11 protein-coding genes, 4 tRNA genes, 3 rRNA genes and 1 riboswitch are annotated in these 16621 nt (G+C 56.3%); of the genes, 3 read left to right on the top strand and 15 right to left on the bottom strand.

The window, feature by feature from the left end; genetic code table 11:
• Position 1: 1 nt before the first annotated feature.
• The 3 genes from ilvM to ilvL all read right to left on the bottom strand — a co-directional run bounded on the left by ilvM (position 2) and on the right by ilvL (position 2156).
• Entirely contained in the window at positions 2–265 is a 264-nt protein-coding gene (gene ilvM / locus AC6I7Z_RS00540; protein WP_033753506.1) for an acetolactate synthase 2 small subunit, read from the bottom strand.
• On the bottom strand, positions 262–1908 hold the full coding sequence (gene ilvG, locus AC6I7Z_RS00535; RefSeq protein WP_497812782.1) for an acetolactate synthase 2 catalytic subunit: 1647 nt from the start codon (positions 1906–1908) through the stop codon (positions 262–264). Before ilvG ends, ilvM begins: the two co-directional genes overlap by 4 nt.
• A 149-nt stretch (positions 1909–2057) precedes the next feature.
• Positions 2058–2156 (bottom strand): ilv operon leader peptide, encoded by a 99-nt coding sequence (gene ilvL / locus AC6I7Z_RS00530; RefSeq protein WP_084882286.1) that lies wholly within the window; start codon positions 2154–2156, stop codon positions 2058–2060.
• Between the two features lie 329 nt (positions 2157–2485).
• On the opposite strand from ilvL, the gene AC6I7Z_RS00525 reads away from it, so the two are divergent.
• Positions 2486–4006, top strand: coding sequence for a YifB family Mg chelatase-like AAA ATPase (locus AC6I7Z_RS00525; protein ID WP_497812781.1), 1521 nt, complete (start codon positions 2486–2488; stop codon positions 4004–4006).
• 27 nt (positions 4007–4033) lie between these two features.
• On the opposite strand, the gene AC6I7Z_RS00520 is transcribed toward AC6I7Z_RS00525, so the two are convergent.
• Positions 4034–4372, bottom strand: coding sequence for a MaoP family protein (locus AC6I7Z_RS00520; RefSeq protein ID WP_497812780.1), 339 nt, complete (start codon positions 4370–4372; stop codon positions 4034–4036).
• Between the two features lie 121 nt (positions 4373–4493).
• Between AC6I7Z_RS00520 and hdfR the strand changes: the two genes are divergently transcribed.
• The gene (hdfR, locus tag AC6I7Z_RS00515) at positions 4494–5318 is read left to right on the top strand and encodes an HTH-type transcriptional regulator HdfR (protein WP_081136806.1); all 825 of its coding nucleotides are present in this window, start codon (positions 4494–4496) and stop codon (positions 5316–5318) included.
• Positions 5319–5428: 110 nt separating this feature from the next.
• On the opposite strand, the gene AC6I7Z_RS00510 is transcribed toward hdfR, so the two are convergent.
• From AC6I7Z_RS00510 to btuB, 9 genes are all read right to left on the bottom strand, one after another.
• A tRNA-Trp gene (locus AC6I7Z_RS00510) sits at positions 5429–5504 on the bottom strand.
• Between the two features lie 8 nt (positions 5505–5512).
• A tRNA-Asp gene (locus AC6I7Z_RS00505) sits at positions 5513–5589 on the bottom strand.
• Positions 5590–5663: 74 nt separating this feature from the next.
• Positions 5664–5779, bottom strand: a 5S ribosomal RNA gene (gene rrf / locus AC6I7Z_RS00500).
• Between the two features lie 94 nt (positions 5780–5873).
• Positions 5874–8778: ribosomal RNA gene (locus AC6I7Z_RS00495) — 23S ribosomal RNA — on the bottom strand.
• A gap of 195 nt (positions 8779–8973) precedes the next feature.
• A tRNA-Ala gene (locus AC6I7Z_RS00490) sits at positions 8974–9049 on the bottom strand.
• A 141-nt stretch (positions 9050–9190) separates the two neighbouring features.
• A tRNA-Ile gene (locus AC6I7Z_RS00485) sits at positions 9191–9267 on the bottom strand.
• A 72-nt stretch (positions 9268–9339) separates the two neighbouring features.
• Positions 9340–10881, bottom strand: a 16S ribosomal RNA gene (locus tag AC6I7Z_RS00480).
• The 16S, 23S and 5S rRNA genes sit together here with 4 tRNA genes alongside, the layout of an rRNA operon.
• Before the next feature lie 395 nt (positions 10882–11276).
• The gene (murI, locus tag AC6I7Z_RS00475) at positions 11277–12128 is read right to left on the bottom strand and encodes a glutamate racemase (RefSeq protein ID WP_497812779.1); all 852 of its coding nucleotides are present in this window, start codon (positions 12126–12128) and stop codon (positions 11277–11279) included.
• Complete coding sequence (gene btuB, locus AC6I7Z_RS00470) at positions 12073–13950, bottom strand: TonB-dependent vitamin B12 receptor BtuB (protein WP_497812778.1); 1878 nt, start codon at positions 13948–13950, stop codon at positions 12073–12075. Before btuB ends, murI begins: the two co-directional genes overlap by 56 nt.
• A 70-nt stretch (positions 13951–14020) precedes the next feature.
• Positions 14021–14200: riboswitch (cobalamin riboswitch) on the bottom strand.
• Positions 14201–14312: 112 nt separating this feature from the next.
• Between btuB and trmA the strand changes: the two genes are divergently transcribed.
• Positions 14313–15419: a tRNA (uridine(54)-C5)-methyltransferase TrmA gene (trmA, locus tag AC6I7Z_RS00465; RefSeq protein WP_497812777.1), complete on the top strand. Its 1107-nt coding sequence runs from the start codon at positions 14313–14315 to the stop codon at positions 15417–15419.
• Between the two features lie 101 nt (positions 15420–15520).
• On the opposite strand, the gene AC6I7Z_RS00460 is transcribed toward trmA, so the two are convergent.
• Together AC6I7Z_RS00460 and fabR are read right to left on the bottom strand one after the other, a co-directional pair.
• Positions 15521–15877 (bottom strand): YijD family membrane protein, encoded by a 357-nt coding sequence (locus AC6I7Z_RS00460; RefSeq protein WP_497812776.1) that lies wholly within the window; start codon positions 15875–15877, stop codon positions 15521–15523.
• A 17-nt stretch (positions 15878–15894) separates the two neighbouring features.
• Positions 15895–16539 carry an HTH-type transcriptional repressor FabR gene (fabR, locus tag AC6I7Z_RS00455; RefSeq protein WP_497812775.1) on the bottom strand — a complete coding sequence of 215 codons (645 nt, stop codon included), beginning with the start codon at positions 16537–16539 and terminating at the stop codon, positions 15895–15897.
• Positions 16540–16621: the final 82 nt, after the last annotated feature.

Raw genomic sequence — 16621 nt, 5'->3', positions numbered from 1 at the left:
TTCACGACCAGGCGTGGATTTGTTGTGATGTTTGTTGCTGGATTTCGACATTAGCGACATCCATTAATTTGCTTAACTGCGAAGACAGTAAATCGACTGAGCGCTGGCTGGCAACGGTCATTTCGATATTAATGTTCTCGCTGTTGGCCGCCGCGCCCATGTTCATGGCGCAGACCTGGAAACCGCGATGGCGGACGACGCGTAAAATGCGCTCCAATATTTCAGGGCGAAAGCGAGCTTCGATAGACAATTGGTGCTGGTTCATACGGTTTTCTCCATCATGTTTGCGTTGCTGGCGCCAGGCGGCACCAGTGGCCAGACGTTTTCATGCTCATCAATCGCAACATGCAGGAAGTAGGAACCTTCACTGTTCAGCAGAGCATCAAGGGCGGCGTCGACCTCGTCTTTACGGCTAATACGCTGGCCTGGGATATCAAAGGCGCTGGCCAGCGTCAGAAAATCGGGGTTGTCGGTCAGAATGGTTTCGCTGTAGCGGCCGTCGAAAAAGAGCTGCTGCCACTGGCGCACCATGCCGAGGCGCTGGTTATCGAGCAGCAGGATTTTCACCGGCAGTTTTTTACGTTTGATGGTGCCCAGCTCCTGGATATTCATCATGATCGAGCCGTCGCCTGATACGCAGATCACGGTGTCGTCAGGACGGGCAACCTGCGCGCCGACTGCGGCGGGCAGGCCGAAGCCCATGGTGCCCAGGCCGCTGGAGGTGATGAAATTCTCCGGCGCGTTGAAGTCCATATGCTGCGCAGTCCACATCTGGTGCTGGCCGACGTCGGTGGTGACGACGGCGTTGGCGGGTTTGCGATCGGAGAGCTGTTTCAGCAGCAGCGGCGCGTAGATCGCTTCGCCGGGATGATCGTAGCGCCAGCTGAATTCCGCCTTCATCGCCTTCACCTCTTCGCGCCAGCCGGCGATCTGCATCGGCATGCTCAGCGCGGGCAGGATCTGATTCATATCGCCCTGCAGCGAAACGTGCGCGCGGCGCAGTTTATTCAGCTCGGCCGGGTCGATATCGATGTGAATGACGCTGGCGTGCGGCGCGAAGGTGTCGAGCTTGCCGGTAACGCGATCGTCGAAGCGCGCGCCGACGGCAATCAGCAAATCGCAGGACTGAACCGCCAGGTTCGCCGCTTTAGTACCGTGCATGCCCAGCATGCCGAGATAAACCTCGCTTTCGCTATCGGCGCTGCCGAGACCTTTCAGCGTGGCGACCATGGGAATGCCGGTCTCCTGCGCCATGGCGCGCAGCGCAGGCACCGCCTGCGCCATACCGACGCCGCCGCCGATATAGAGCATCGGCTTGTGCGACTGCGCCATCAGCGCGCGCGCCGCTTCGATATGCTGCGGTGAATGGGCGAACGTCTCTTCGACCGGCAGCAGATGCGGGGTCAGCTCGCCGCTGGCGATTTGAATATCTTTAGGGATATCGACCAGCACCGGGCCAGGACGGCCTGACTGGGCGATAGCGAAAGCTTCCGCCATGACGGACGGCAGCTCCTCCAGCGACTCAACCAGAAAGCTGTGTTTGGTGCAGGCCAGCGACAGGCCCAGCACGTCGATCTCCTGAAAGGCGTCGGTACCGATAAACGCCGACGAAACCTGACCGGTGATCGCCACTACCGGCACCGAATCCATCATCGCGTCAGCCAGGCCGGTGATTAAGTTCGTCGCGCCAGGGCCCGAGGTCGCAATGCAGACGCCGGTTTTTCCGGTCGCGCGCGCATAGCCGATCGCCGCGACCACTGCGCCTTGTTCATGACGACACAGTAGGTGTTCCACGCCGCCATCGTAGAGCGCATCGTACACTGGCATGATGGCGCCGCCAGGATAGCCAAATACGGTGTCGACACCCTGCGCGCGTAAAGCCTGAACTACCCACTGTGCACCTGTCATGGTTATTCTCCTGTATCCTTAGGGGAACAACAGAATTTTATGCTACTGCTCATTGTTTGCTCCTCGGTAATTCGCTGATATTTGCGCTGGTCGAAAAAAAACCCCCGGACCTTGCGGTGCGGGGGTTTTTCGAATTCCAGGCTTGATTTTTAAGCCTTTCTTTCTCCAGGCGTAGCCCCGCACGGTGGGTTAATAATCACCACCACGCTAATCACGACTAGGCTAATCACTTGTAGAAGGGCTTTCATCTGTTGTCTGTTTTTTCGTTTGTTCGAAGTAATACCTACAGAGTTATCACAGTTATAGGTGCAATGACAACTTTTTCCATCGCTTTTTTTTATGGCCGTTGCGGGGATAAATAGATATCAGACTGTAATTAAAGACTTATTTTATGTGTGACAAATATTCATCACGTCCGTGACGCAATAATTAAGTCTGATATTTGTTAAGCCGCTCCAGAAAAAATGCATTCAGGTGACTCTTCCGCGGCTTTACTGCGGGCTCTGCCGAAAGATGCATTCTTTGGACTCGCTGTCGCCTTTCGGTCTCGCCATAATCGCCGCGTTAAGGAGCGGTTATGACATTGTCCAGAGTTCTTACCCGAGCGGCGCTAGGCGTAGAGGCGCCACTGGTCACCATAGAAGCGCATATCAGCAGCGGCCTGCCCGCGCTGACGCTCGTCGGTTTGCCCGAAACCACGGTGAAAGAGGCGCGCGAACGGGTGCGCAGCGCCATTATTAACAGCGGCTTCAGCTTTCCAGCAAAGCGCATCACCATTAATCTGGCGCCCGCCGACCTGCCTAAAGAGGGCGGGCGTTACGATCTGCCGATGGCTCTCGCGATTCTCGTGGCGTCTGAACAGCTTCCTGAGGCGAAACTGGCGCAGCATGAGTTCGTAGGCGAGCTTGCGCTTAACGGCGCGCTCTGCGGCGTTCAGGGCGCGATTCCGGCCGCGATGGCGGCGATGCGGGCCGGGCGGCAGCTGATCCTCTCTCAGGAAAATCAGCAGGATGTTGGCCTGATTCAACATGGCGATACGCTGGTCGCCGCCCATCTGCTGGAAGTCTGCGCCTGGCTGCAAAATCAGGGCGAGCTTGCACGCGCCCATTCTCTGCAGGATCGGTCTGAAGAACCGGCGGAAGACCTGAGCGATATCATTGGTCAGGAACAGGGACGTCGGGCGCTGGAGATTACCGCAGCGGGCGGTCATAACCTGCTGCTGATTGGCCCTCCCGGCACGGGCAAGACCATGCTGGCGACGCGTCTGCCCGGCATTATGCCGCCGCTCAGCGACGCAGAAGCGCTGGAGTGCGCCGCTATCGCCAGCCTGGTAGATAAGGTCAGGATGCGAAATGCCTGGCGCAAGCGCCCTTTTCGCTCGCCACATCATAGCGCGTCGCTTTACGCGCTTATCGGCGGCGGATCGCTGCCCCGGCCCGGGGAGATTTCGCTGGCGCATAACGGCGTGCTGTTTCTGGATGAGCTGCCGGAATTTGACCGGCGCGTGCTGGATGCGCTGCGGGAGCCTATCGAGTCCGGCGAAATCGCTATTTCCCGCGCCCGCGCGAAAGTGACCTATCCGGCGCGCTTTCAGCTGATTGCCGCCATGAACCCAAGCCCGACAGGCCACTATCAGGGGCAGCACAACCGCTGCTCGCCGCAGCAGGTGCTGCGTTATCTGAGCAAACTCTCCGGGCCTTTTCTCGATCGCTTCGACCTGTCGATTGAGGTGCCGCTGCTGCCGAGCGGGATGCTGAGCCGGCAGCCCGAGGCGGGCGAGAGTTCAGCCAGCGTCGGTGAGCGAGTAATAAAGGCGCGCGCGCTGCAAATGGCGCGTGCAGGCAAGATCAATGCGCATATGAGTAACGTCGACATCAAGATGTGGTGCGATATCGCCAGAGAGGATGCGGAATGGCTCGAAGAGGTGCTGAATCAGCTGGGATTATCCGTGCGGGCATGGCAGCGCATTTTAAAGGTGGCGCGGACGATTGCCGATCTGACAGGGGAAGAGAGGATTTTACGGAGACATCTGCAGGAGGCGGTCGCTTATCGCAGCATCGACCGGCTAATGATTCACCTGCACCGCAGCCTGGAATAAAAAATGGGGCTGATTGCCCCATTTTGTTTAGTCATCGCTGTCGCTGTAGTCTTCAACCGTATCCATCTGCGGCTTGCCGCCTGAAAGCGTATGAAAACGTTTAGGGCGCTTAATGCGAGAGGTGTATTTAGACCATACGCGCTCAGCTTCAGTTTGCGGCTCACGCAGACCACGACATACTTCTAAGAAAAGACGCTCTTCTTCCGTAGTCGGCTCACGCTTTGCTAAATCGAGTTCATTAAAAGCGAAACCATGACGTTCCAGCAATTGGGCTTCTTTAATGGTGAAATCACCATGCCGCGAGAAACCGCGCGGATAATGTTTGTTATCAAAGAAACGATTTGTGGTTGAGAAGCTTTCCGCCATCTTACACGCTCCTGATTCTCTTATGGCCGAGCTATTAATGGCGCGGAGTATTAGATAGGCTTGACAGAGTGTAAAACAAAACATTTAAATCTATACGACAAACATTTTTTGGGAGAAAGCTGTGGATACGGAATTACTGAAAACTTTCCTGGAAGTGAGCAGAACTCGCCATTTTGGGCGGGCTGCGGAAGCACTTTACCTCACACAGTCCGCCGTCAGCTTTCGCATCCGTCAGCTGGAAAATCAGCTGGGCGTTAACCTTTTTACTCGTCATCGCAATAACATACGGCTGACGTCGGCGGGAGAGCGCCTGCTGCCCTATGCGGAAAGCCTGATGAGCACATGGATGATGGCGAAAAAAGAGGTTTCGCATACGCAGCAGCACCACGAGCTGTCGATAGGGGCCAGCGCGTCGCTCTGGGAGGCCTACCTGACGCCGTGGCTGCAAACCCTTTATGAGAATCGGGAGAGCCTGCATCTTGAAGCGCGCGTGGCGCAGAGGCATCTTCTGGTTAAGCAGCTACACGAGCGCCAGCTGGATCTGCTGGTCACTACCGAAGCGCCGAAGATGGATGAGCTGACCAGCCAGCAGATCGGCCATATCTCTCTGGCGCTGTTTCGGGCGCGTAAAACAGAGAAGCGTGAGAAGTATGACTATATCAAGCTGGAATGGGGCGCGGACTTCCATCAGCATGAAAGCTATTTGTCAGGCGGCGATGATGTTCCTGTGCTAACCACCACCTCGGCGCACGTGACGCGCGAGCTGCTTTATACCACGGGCGCCTGCGCCTTTTTGCCAGACTACTGGCATAGCCTGTACAGCGATCTTATGGTGATCCCCGATACGCCGGTGGCAGTGCGTCCTTTATATGCGGTGTGGCTGCAGAACAGCGATCAGCAGGCGCATATTCGACAGCTGCTTAAGTTTCCGGTACTGGCGCGCTGACATTGCAGGCATAAAAGGCGAAGAGGCTGACGTTGTCGGCCTTTTGTTTGATCTTTTGCTGAATAAAAAGCAAAAAAAAATCCTTTGCCGAAGCAAAGGATTCTTTTTTCTGGCAGGGGCGGAGGGACTCGAACCCCCAACACCCGGTTTTGGAGACCGGTGCTCTACCAATTGAACTACGCCCCTAAAGAGGGTGGCGGTGCGGACGGGACTCGAACCCGCGACCCCCGGCGTGACAGGCCGGTATTCTAACCGACTGAACTACCGCACCACCGAATACTGCTGCTACCAGCGGGGTCTCGCTGATAACCGGTGTCACCCTCGCGGGTGGATACCAATTTGGATGCCTGGCAGTTCCCTACTCTCGCATGGGGAGGCCCCACACTACCATCGGCGCTACGGCGTTTCACTTCTGAGTTCGGCATGGGGTCAGGTGGGACCGCCGCGCTAAGGCCGCCAGGCAAATTCTGTCTTCCGCGCCGCCCGACGGGCCGCGCAGAATATATCCGGTACAAGCTGAAAATCTCGCGTCTCACAAAACGCCTCTGGCGTTGTAAGGTTAAGCCTCACGGGTCATTAGTACCGGTTAGCTCAACGCATCGCTGCGCTTACACACCCGGCCTATCAACGTCGTCGTCTTCAACGTCCCTTCAGGACCCTCAAGGGGTCAGGGAAAACTCATCTCGGGGCAAGTTTCGTGCTTAGATGCTTTCAGCACTTATCTCTTCCGCACTTAGCTACCGGGCAGTGCCATTGGCATGACAACCCGAACACCAGCGGTGCGTTCACTCCGGTCCTCTCGTACTAGGAGCAACCCCCCTCAGTTTTCCAGCGCCCACGGCAGATAGGGACCGAACTGTCTCACGACGTTCTAAACCCAGCTCGCGTACCACTTTAAACGGCGAACAGCCGTACCCTTGGGACCTACTTCAGCCCCAGGATGTGATGAGCCGACATCGAGGTGCCAAACACCGCCGTCGATATGAACTCTTGGGCGGTATCAGCCTGTTATCCCCGGAGTACCTTTTATCCGTTGAGCGATGGCCCTTCCATTCAGAACCACCGGATCACTATGACCTGCTTTCGCACCTGCTCGAGCCGTCACTCTCGCAGTCAAGCTGGCTTATGCCATTGCACTAACCTCCTGATGTCCGACCAGGATTAGCCAACCTTCGTGCTCCTCCGTTACGCTTTGGGAGGAGACCGCCCCAGTCAAACTACCCACCAGACACTGTCCGCAGCCCGGGTAACGGGCCTACGTTAGAACACCAGCCATTAAAGGGTGGTATTTCAAGGACGGCTCCACGCAGACTGGCGTCCACGCTTCAAAGCCTCCCACCTATCCTACACATCAAGGACCAGTGTTCAGTGTCAAGCTGTAGTAAAGGTTCACGGGGTCTTTCCGTCTTGCCGCGGGTACACTGCATCTTCACAGCGATTTCAATTTCACTGAGTCTCGGGTGGAGACAGCCTGGCCATCATTACGCCATTCGTGCAGGTCGGAACTTACCCGACAAGGAATTTCGCTACCTTAGGACCGTTATAGTTACGGCCGCCGTTTACCGGGGCTTCGATCAAGAGCTTCTCCTTGCGGATAACCCCATCAATTAACCTTCCGGCACCGGGCAGGCGTCACACCGTATACGTCCACTTTCGTGTTTGCACAGTGCTGTGTTTTTAATAAACAGTTGCAGCCAGCTGGTATCTTCGACTGGCCTCGGCTCCGGGAGCAAGTCCCCTCACCTACGCGCCAGCGTGCCTTCTCCCGAAGTTACGGCACCATTTTGCCTAGTTCCTTCACCCGAGTTCTCTCAAGCGCCTTGGTATTCTCTACCTGACCACCTGTGTCGGTTTGGGGTACGATTTCGTGTTGCCTGATGCTTAGAGGCTTTTCCTGGAAGCAGGGCATTTGTTGCTTCAGCACCGTAGTGCCTCGTCGTCACGCCTCAGCCTTAAGCATCCGGATTTGCCTGGATGCTCAGCCTACACGCTTAAACCGGGACAACCGTCGCCCGGCCAACATAGCCTTCTCCGTCCCCCCTTCGCAGCAACACCAAGTACAGGAATATTAACCTGTTTCCCATCGACTACGCCTTTCGGCCTCGCCTTAGGGGTCGACTCACCCTGCCCCGATTAACGTTGGACAGGAACCCTTGGTCTTCCGGCGAGCGGGCTTTTCACCCGCTTTATCGTTACTTATGTCAGCATTCGCACTTCTGATACCTCCAGCATGCCTCACAGCACACCTTCGACGGCTTACAGAACGCTCCCCTACCCAACAACGCTTGCGCGTCGCTGCCGCAGCTTCGGTGCATGGTTTAGCCCCGTTACATCTTCCGCGCAGGCCGACTCGACCAGTGAGCTATTACGCTTTCTTTAAATGATGGCTGCTTCTAAGCCAACATCCTGGCTGTCTGGGCCTTCCCACATCGTTTCCCACTTAACCATGACTTTGGGACCTTAGCTGGCGGTCTGGGTTGTTTCCCTCTTCACGACGGACGTTAGCACCCGCCGTGTGTCTCCCGTGATAACATTCTCCGGTATTCGCAGTTTGCATCGGGTTGGTAAGCCGGGATGGCCCCCTAGCCGAAACAGTGCTCTACCCCCGGAGATGAGTTCACGAGGCGCTACCTAAATAGCTTTCGGGGAGAACCAGCTATCTCCCGGTTTGATTGGCCTTTCACCCCCAGCCACAGGTCATCCGCTAATTTTTCAACATTAGTCGGTTCGGTCCTCCAGTTAGTGTTACCCAACCTTCAACCTGCCCATGGCTAGATCACCGGGTTTCGGGTCTATACCCTGCAACTTAACGCCCAGTTAAGACTCGGTTTCCCTGCGGCTCCCCTATACGGTTAACCTTGCTACAGAATATAAGTCGCTGACCCATTATACAAAAGGTACGCAGTCACCCCACAAAGAGGCTCCCACTGCTTGTACGTACACGGTTTCAGGTTCTGTTTCACTCCCCTCGCCGGGGTTCTTTTCGCCTTTCCCTCACGGTACTGGTTCACTATCGGTCAGTCAGGAGTATTTAGCCTTGGAGGATGGTCCCCCCATATTCAGACAGGATACCACGTGTCCCGCCCTACTCATCGAGCTCACAGAATGTGTGTTTTCGTGTACGGGAGTATCACCCTGTACCCTGCGACTTTCCAGACGCTTCCACTAACACACAAGCTGATTCAGGCTCTGGGCTGCTCCCCGTTCGCTCGCCGCTACTGGGGGAATCTCGGTTGATTTCTTTTCCTCGGGGTACTTAGATGTTTCAGTTCCCCCGGTTCGCCTCGCAACACTATGTATTCATGTTGCGATAGTGTGTCGAAACACACTGGGTTTCCCCATTCGGACATCGCCGGCTGTTGCGGTTCATATCACCTTGCCGGCGCTTTTCGCAGATTAGCACGTCCTTCATCGCCTCTGACTGCCAGGGCATCCACCGTGTACGCTTAGTCGCTTAACCTCACAACCCACAGGCGTCTTGCGACGTCGCGGATGTGATTAATTGAGAGACTCGAACGCGCCGCCTTTACTCCCTGTTACGGGGGAATAACGCCGCGCGTCGTTTCAATTTTCAGCTTGTTCCGGATTGTTAAAGAGCATAATACTTCGCAGCCCACCGTTTCCGGTACGCTCTGAAGTATTTCAGAAAACAGTATGGTGGAGCTAAGCGGGATCGAACCGCTGACCTCCTGCGTGCAAGGCAGGCGCTCTCCCAGCTGAGCTATAGCCCCATACAGTTACTGCAGAGACCGTCTACTACCACTCAACCTTTCCCTTAAGGAGAAACGTGAATTCGTGCTCAGGCAAGGCATGTTTTCGCGAAGCATAGTGAACTATGCGAGACGGAAACATAACGCAGCATGAGTGCGAATTGGTAGGCCTGAGTGGACTTGAACCACCGACCTCACCCTTATCAGGGGTGCGCTCTAACCACCTGAGCTACAAGCCTGTAGAGGTTTTTCTGCTCGTTACTTTCTATCAGACAATCTGTGTGAGCACTTCGAAAGGCAGTATCTTCAGGTAAGGAGGTGATCCAACCGCAGGTTCCCCTACGGTTACCTTGTTACGACTTCACCCCAGTCATGAATCACAAAGTGGTAAGCGCCCTCCCGAAGGTTAAGCTACCTACTTCTTTTGCAACCCACTCCCATGGTGTGACGGGCGGTGTGTACAAGGCCCGGGAACGTATTCACCGTGGCATTCTGATCCACGATTACTAGCGATTCCGACTTCACGGAGTCGAGTTGCAGACTCCGATCCGGACTACGACGCACTTTATGAGGTCCGCTTGCTCTCGCGAGGTCGCTTCTCTTTGTATGCGCCATTGTAGCACGTGTGTAGCCCTACTCGTAAGGGCCATGATGACTTGACGTCATCCCCACCTTCCTCCGGTTTATCACCGGCAGTCTCCTTTGAGTTCCCGACCGAATCGCTGGCAACAAAGGATAAGGGTTGCGCTCGTTGCGGGACTTAACCCAACATTTCACAACACGAGCTGACGACAGCCATGCAGCACCTGTCTCAGAGTTCCCGAAGGCACCAAGCCATCTCTGGCAAGTTCTCTGGATGTCAAGAGTAGGTAAGGTTCTTCGCGTTGCATCGAATTAAACCACATGCTCCACCGCTTGTGCGGGCCCCCGTCAATTCATTTGAGTTTTAACCTTGCGGCCGTACTCCCCAGGCGGTCGACTTAACGCGTTAGCTCCGGAAGCCACTTCTCAAGGAAACAGCCTCCAAGTCGACATCGTTTACGGCGTGGACTACCAGGGTATCTAATCCTGTTTGCTCCCCACGCTTTCGCACCTGAGCGTCAGTCTTTGTCCAGGGGGCCGCCTTCGCCACCGGTATTCCTCCAGATCTCTACGCATTTCACCGCTACACCTGGAATTCTACCCCCCTCTACAAGACTCTAGCCTGCCAGTTTCGAATGCAGTTCCCAGGTTAAGCCCGGGGATTTCACATCCGACTTGACAGACCGCCTGCGTGCGCTTTACGCCCAGTAATTCCGATTAACGCTTGCACCCTCCGTATTACCGCGGCTGCTGGCACGGAGTTAGCCGGTGCTTCTTCTGCGGGTAACGTCAATCGACGCGGTTATTAACCGCATCGCCTTCCTCCCCGCTGAAAGTACTTTACAACCCGAAGGCCTTCTTCATACACGCGGCATGGCTGCATCAGGCTTGCGCCCATTGTGCAATATTCCCCACTGCTGCCTCCCGTAGGAGTCTGGACCGTGTCTCAGTTCCAGTGTGGCTGGTCATCCTCTCAGACCAGCTAGGGATCGTCGCCTAGGTGAGCCGTTACCCCACCTACTAGCTAATCCCATCTGGGCACATCCGATGGTGTGAGGCCCGAAGGTCCCCCACTTTGGTCTCGCGACGTTATGCGGTATTAGCTACCGTTTCCAGTAGTTATCCCCCTCCATCGGGCAGTTTCCCAGACATTACTCACCCGTCCGCCACTCGCCACCCAAAGAGCAAGCTCTTCTGTGCTGCCGTTCGACTTGCATGTGTTAGGCCTGCCGCCAGCGTTCAATCTGAGCCATGATCAAACTCTTCAATTTAAGTTTGATTTGCTTAAACCAGTTAAGCGGTGCTCATCTGTAAAACGTCATAATGAATGTCATTATGTGTCCACTCGTGAGGCTTGATATTTTTTAAGCCCGAAGGCTTTTGATATCTGCTCTCGAGTGCCCACACAGATTGTCTGATAAATTGTTAAAGAGCATGCCGCGATTATTCAGCGGCGCGGGCTGCGTATATTACGCTTTCCGCTTTATCAGTCAAGCATTTATTTTTGCTTTCCTGACGATTCGAACCTTGCCGAATCTTACTTAACACCGCATTCCGTAAGCCGTTTTGCCGTGTCAGTGGAGGCGCATTATAGGGAGTTCTTCCGGGCTGACAAGCGCTAATTTCAAATTAATTTTCGAGTGCCGGTTTTTTCAGCAAAACTGCCCTAAACCGACACTTTTTCCAGCGACGGGAAGCCATAACGCTGCAAAACCGGCGACAATTGCAGCGCTTCGCCGTTGAGATCGGTGCAAAACGCGCAGTTCGCCTGAGAAGAGTACGCGCCAGGCGACTCATGTTCCAGCAGCCAGACGGTGCGACGCGCTATCGCCGCGCCTGAATCAATCAGACGCGTGCCTTCGGGCAAGACCTGCTGCAGCTCTTCGCGCAGTAAAGGAAAGTGCGTGCAGCCCAGCACCACCGTATCAGGCGGTTCGGCCATACGCAGCCAGGGCTGAACGGTGCGTCGCACATCCTCCAGCGCGATAGTCTCACCATGCAGCTTCTGTTCGGCCAGCTCCACCAGCTCCGCCGAGCCCAGCATGGCAATCCGGCATGAGGTGGCAAACTGCGCCACCAGATCGTGCGTATAAGGACGACGCACCGTCGCGCGCGTCGCCAGCAGCCCCACCACGCCATTGCGCGTCAGGCGCGCCGCGGGCTTAATCGCCGGCACAACGCCCACGACGGGGAAGCCGAAGCGCGCGCGCAGCGCCGGCAAGGAGACGGTGCTGGCGGTATTACAGGCGATGATGCAAAGCGAAAGCGGATGACGGCTGGCAATTGCGCCGACGATATCGACAACGCGCTCGACAATATACTCTTCGCTCTTCTCCCCATAGGGAAAACCGGCGTTGTCGAACGCGTAAAGATAGTGCAGATCCGGCAGCAGCTGCCGGACCTCATCATAGACAGAGAGCCCACCCACGCCGGAGTCAAACACCAGCACGGTGGGGCGCAGATCAGAAGCTGTAGCTGGCGCTGAGGTAATACTCCGTTCCTGGAGTTCGATAGCCATACGCTGTCTCGTAATCTTTATCAAACAGGTTGGCAATTCTACCACGAACCGTCAGCTGAGATGTGACCGGATACGACGCCGCGAGATCCCACAAACTGACGCCGCCCAGTTTAACGCGACGGGCAGGATAGCTGTTGTAGTCGTTATCAAAGCGATCGCCGAGATAGTGATACGTCACCGACCAGTCGAGGTTATAGATCGTCCAGTCGAGCTGATACTTAACCTGCTGCTTAGCGCGGCGCACCAGCTGTTGATCTGTTTCGCCGTCGCGCGCGTCGACGTAGTCATAGGAGATCTGATGACCCAGCGGGCCGGTATCAAATGAAGCCGTCGCCTCGACGCCTTTAATACGCGCCTTGCTGATGTTGTAGTAGCGATAGGTATTCGGATCGCTGTCAATCAGGTTATCAATGTCGTTGCGGTAACCGGATACGCGCCAGTTAACCGGCCCGGTCAGCCCTTCGAAGCCCCCTTCCCACTGCTTGCTCTTTTCGGGATCGAGGTCGGGATTGCCATAGCCCGGACTATAAATCTGCGACAGGTTCGGCGCCTTAAACGCGGTGCCGTACGAGGCGAAGGCACGATAGCCTGAAATAAACTCCCAGGACGCGGCGGTTTGCCAGGTGTTGTGCCAGCCGAACTGGTTATTGTCGTCGCCGCGCAGCGCGCCTTCCAGCGTCACGCTGCCGAACTGCTGCTGTCCGGTGAGATAGAGGCCGGTGTTGCGCTGCTCATATCCTTCCGCCAGGTAGTTGGTGCCCGGTTCGGTGGTCTCTTTCTGCCAGTCGATGCCGCCGCTAATCGCGCCCTGGCCGACCTGCACGGTGTTGCCCCACTGCAGGTTGTACTGGGTGACATCGTCAAAGGTGGAAGCGGCGCCGTAGCGGCCGTTGCGCGGATCGTAGTTGATATCTTTGGTGCGGCTGTAGCTGGCGATCAGCTGCGTCGAATAGATGTCGCGGTTGAAGCGCAGGCCGGTATCCCAGGTCTGACTATAGAGCTGACGCGTATCCGCCAGCCCGATGACGTTAAAATCCTTGTCGTAGGTCCAGGATCCATCATAGGCGGTGCGGTTGTCGAAACCGTAGCCGCGCACAAATCCGCTCAGCTCATCGCTGAACTGGTGCTCGAGGTTGCCATAGAGGGTCTTACTCATAAACCCGTCTCTGTCGCCCTGCGCCGGACCGTAGTCGTTAGGATAGCCCGCGCCGACGTCGAAGCCGCGGGTATAAGTGTAGTTGCCGGCCAGCGTCAGTTTGGTAGCGTCGCCCAGCATCTGCTGCGTCGAACCGTCGTAGGACTGATAGCCTTTCGAACCAACGCCTGCGGTCAGCGTGGTGCCGGGCTGCGCACGGCCGGTAATAATATTCACCACGCCGCCAATAGCGTCCGATCCATAAACCGCCGAGCGCGCGCCGCGGATATATTCGATACGCTGCACCAGCGAAAGCGGGATTTGGCTGAGGTCGGACGATCCAGAGATGCCCGCCTGGTTAAGGCGGATACCGTCAATCAGGATCAGCACGTGGCTCGAATTGGTGCCGCGAATAAACAGCGAGCTGCTTTGCCCCAGCCCGCCGTTCTGCGCCACGTCGACGCCAGGCAGACGGCGCATCACATCGGTCAGGCTCTTCGCCTGCCAGCGGTCGATCTCGGCGCGCGTCACCACGGTGGTGGGCGCCAGCACCGACGAGGCCGGCTGGGCGAAGCGGTTGGCGGTGACAATTTGCGTATCATCATTATCCTGAGCGAAACCAGGTTGCGCCCAAAGAGCAAGCGCCGTTGCGCTAAACGCAAACAGCGAAGCGGAGTGTTTTTTCATTGTTATGAGCATCCAAAAGACGAAACAGGATGCCGCAGGTATACGATCGATAGCACGCGATGACCGTACGAGTTGCGACGTCACGCCGGCAGGTCTTCGGGCTGGGAACCATAAGTGGCGAAGACTTCCCATCCAGATGGACAGTGTCTGCAAGGCGATCGCCACGACATTCCTTACCGCTGCGCGTCAGCTCCAGATTCGCACTGGATTCCCTATTAACTCAGGCTGAGGCCGGCGCAGGCAGTCTACAGGAGTGATAATGGAAGTCCAGACAGCCATACTGCCCAGCGCGCGCAGGACTGGACAATGCCAGGTGAATGCCTACAATCGCCCGGCAAGTTTGCTATTAACCAGGATCGCACATGACACCCGAACATCTCCCGACTGAACAGTACGACGCGCAACTGGCCGAGAAAGTCAGCCGTTTACAAACGATGATGACGCCGTTCGCCGCGCCTGAAGCGGAGGTGTTTCGCTCGCCGGTCAGCCACTACCGGATGCGCGCGGAGTTTCGTCTCTGGCACGATGGCGACGATCTCTACCACATCATTTTCGATCAGGCGACGCGCGAGCGTATTCGCGTCGATCGTTTTCCCGCCGCCAGCGAGCTGATTAATGCGGTGATGCCGGAAATGATCGCGGCGATCCGCGATAACCGCGTGCTGCGCCATAAGCTGTTTCAGATCGACTATCTCTCGACGATGAGCAACGAGATTGTTATCTCGCTGCTCTACCACCGCAAGCTGGAAGCGGACTGGGTGGAAGCGGCAAGCGCCCTGCGCGACGCGCTGCGTGCGAAGGGTTATAAGGCACAGCTGATTGGCCGCGCCACGAAAACCAAAATCTGCCTCGATCGCGACTTTATCGACGAGCGCCTGCCGGTGGCGGGCCGCGAGATGATCTACCGTCAGGTAGAGAACAGCTTCACGCAGCCCAACGCGGCGATGAACATTCAGATGCTGGAATGGGCGCTGGACGTCACCAGCGGATCGCGCGGCGACTTGCTGGAGCTCTACTGCGGCAACGGCAACTTTTCGCTGGCGCTGGCGCGCAATTTCCGCCGCGTGCTGGCGACCGAAATCGCCAAGCCGTCGGTGGCGGCGGCGCAGTTCAATATCGAGGCCAACCAGATCGATAACGTGCAGATTATTCGTATGGCGGCGGAAGAGTTTACTCAGGCGATGAACGGCGTGCGCAGCTTCAATCGCCTACAGGGCATCGACCTGAAGAGCTATGAGTGCGAAACCATTTTTGTCGATCCGCCGCGCAGCGGGCTGGATGACGAGACGGTGAAGATGGTGCAGGCCTATCCGCGCATCCTTTATATCTCCTGCAACCCTGAGACGCTGTGCGACAACCTGCAGACGCTGGCGCAGACGCATCAGGTTTCCCGTCTGGCGCTGTTCGATCAGTTCCCCTATACGCACCATATGGAGTGCGGCGTCTGGCTGACGCGCAAAGACGGATAAACGATCGCAGATTAGCGTAAAACGCAGGTGGTGTGGACGGAAGAGCAAAGCGTCCCGCGCCAGAAACAAAAACGGGAACCTCAGGTTCCCGTTTTTATTTGTCAGTCGTTGTTCTTGCGACGCTTTATCTTCACGGCGATCCAGAACACCAGCGCCACCATCAAAATGGTCGGAATAAAGTTGGAGCCGATATCGGGGTACTCGGCGCGCACCAGCGCGCTATAGACCAGAATACCCAGCAGGAAAAACGCCGCCGCCAAACCCGGCATGCCATCCGGCATATTGCGGTTCAGATAGCGCTGATGCAGGCTCCAGACCGCAAGCCCCAGCGCGATAATCGGGAAGATAGAAAAAGGTACAAAAGCGCTGAACAGCACGGAAAATGAGCCGTTAATCGCTAAACCGGTAATAAAAGCCAGCAGCAGCGTGCCTTTATCGCGGGAAGACGGTTGTGTCATGGCATTATCCTTATCGTTTACTCTTCGGGTTTTTCCAGGGTAACCGCCAGACGTTCCTGCTCGCGGCGATACCAGTAATAGGCGCCTTTGGCGATCATGCGCAGCTGCAGCACCAGGCGATCTTCAAGCTTGCGACGCTGCTCGATATCCACATCCAGCGCTTCCGCGCCTGCGCTAAAAACAATGGTGACCATCGCTTCCGCCTGCGCCTCGGTAAAGCTGCGCGGCATGCGATTTTCGATTTCAAGGTAGTCCGCCAGCTCGGCGATGAAATGCTGGATTTCACGCGCCACGGCGGCGCGAAACGCGGCGGAGGTACCAGAGCGTTCACGCAGCAGCAGCCGGAAGGCGTTGGGATTGTTGCCGATAAACTCCATAAAGGTAGAGACCGACGTTTTGATGATACTGCCGCCTTTGGCGATACGCTGACGCGCCTGACGCATCAGCTGACGCAGCATCAGGCCGCTCTCGTCGACCATGGTCAGACCCAGCTCATCAACATCTTTAAAATGACGATAAAAAGAGGTGGGCGCGATACCGGCCTCCCTGGCGACCTCGCGCAAACTCAAACTGGCGAAGCTGCGCTCGGCGCTGAGCTGGCTAAATGCCGCCTCTATCAGCGTACGTCTTGTACGTTCTTTTTGTTGCGCTCTGACGCCCATTGTCTCTGCCTTGTGACGAGTTAAGGGGGCACTATAACAAACTTTTCAGCGTACACAGGTCAAAGTTTGTGACTGCCTGTTA

This window comes from Pantoea sp. X-Soil-MYKO-1289 (genome assembly GCF_059730625.1).
The sequence above is the reverse complement of the archived record's forward strand: the minus strand, read 5'-3'. Positions and strand labels throughout refer to the sequence as shown.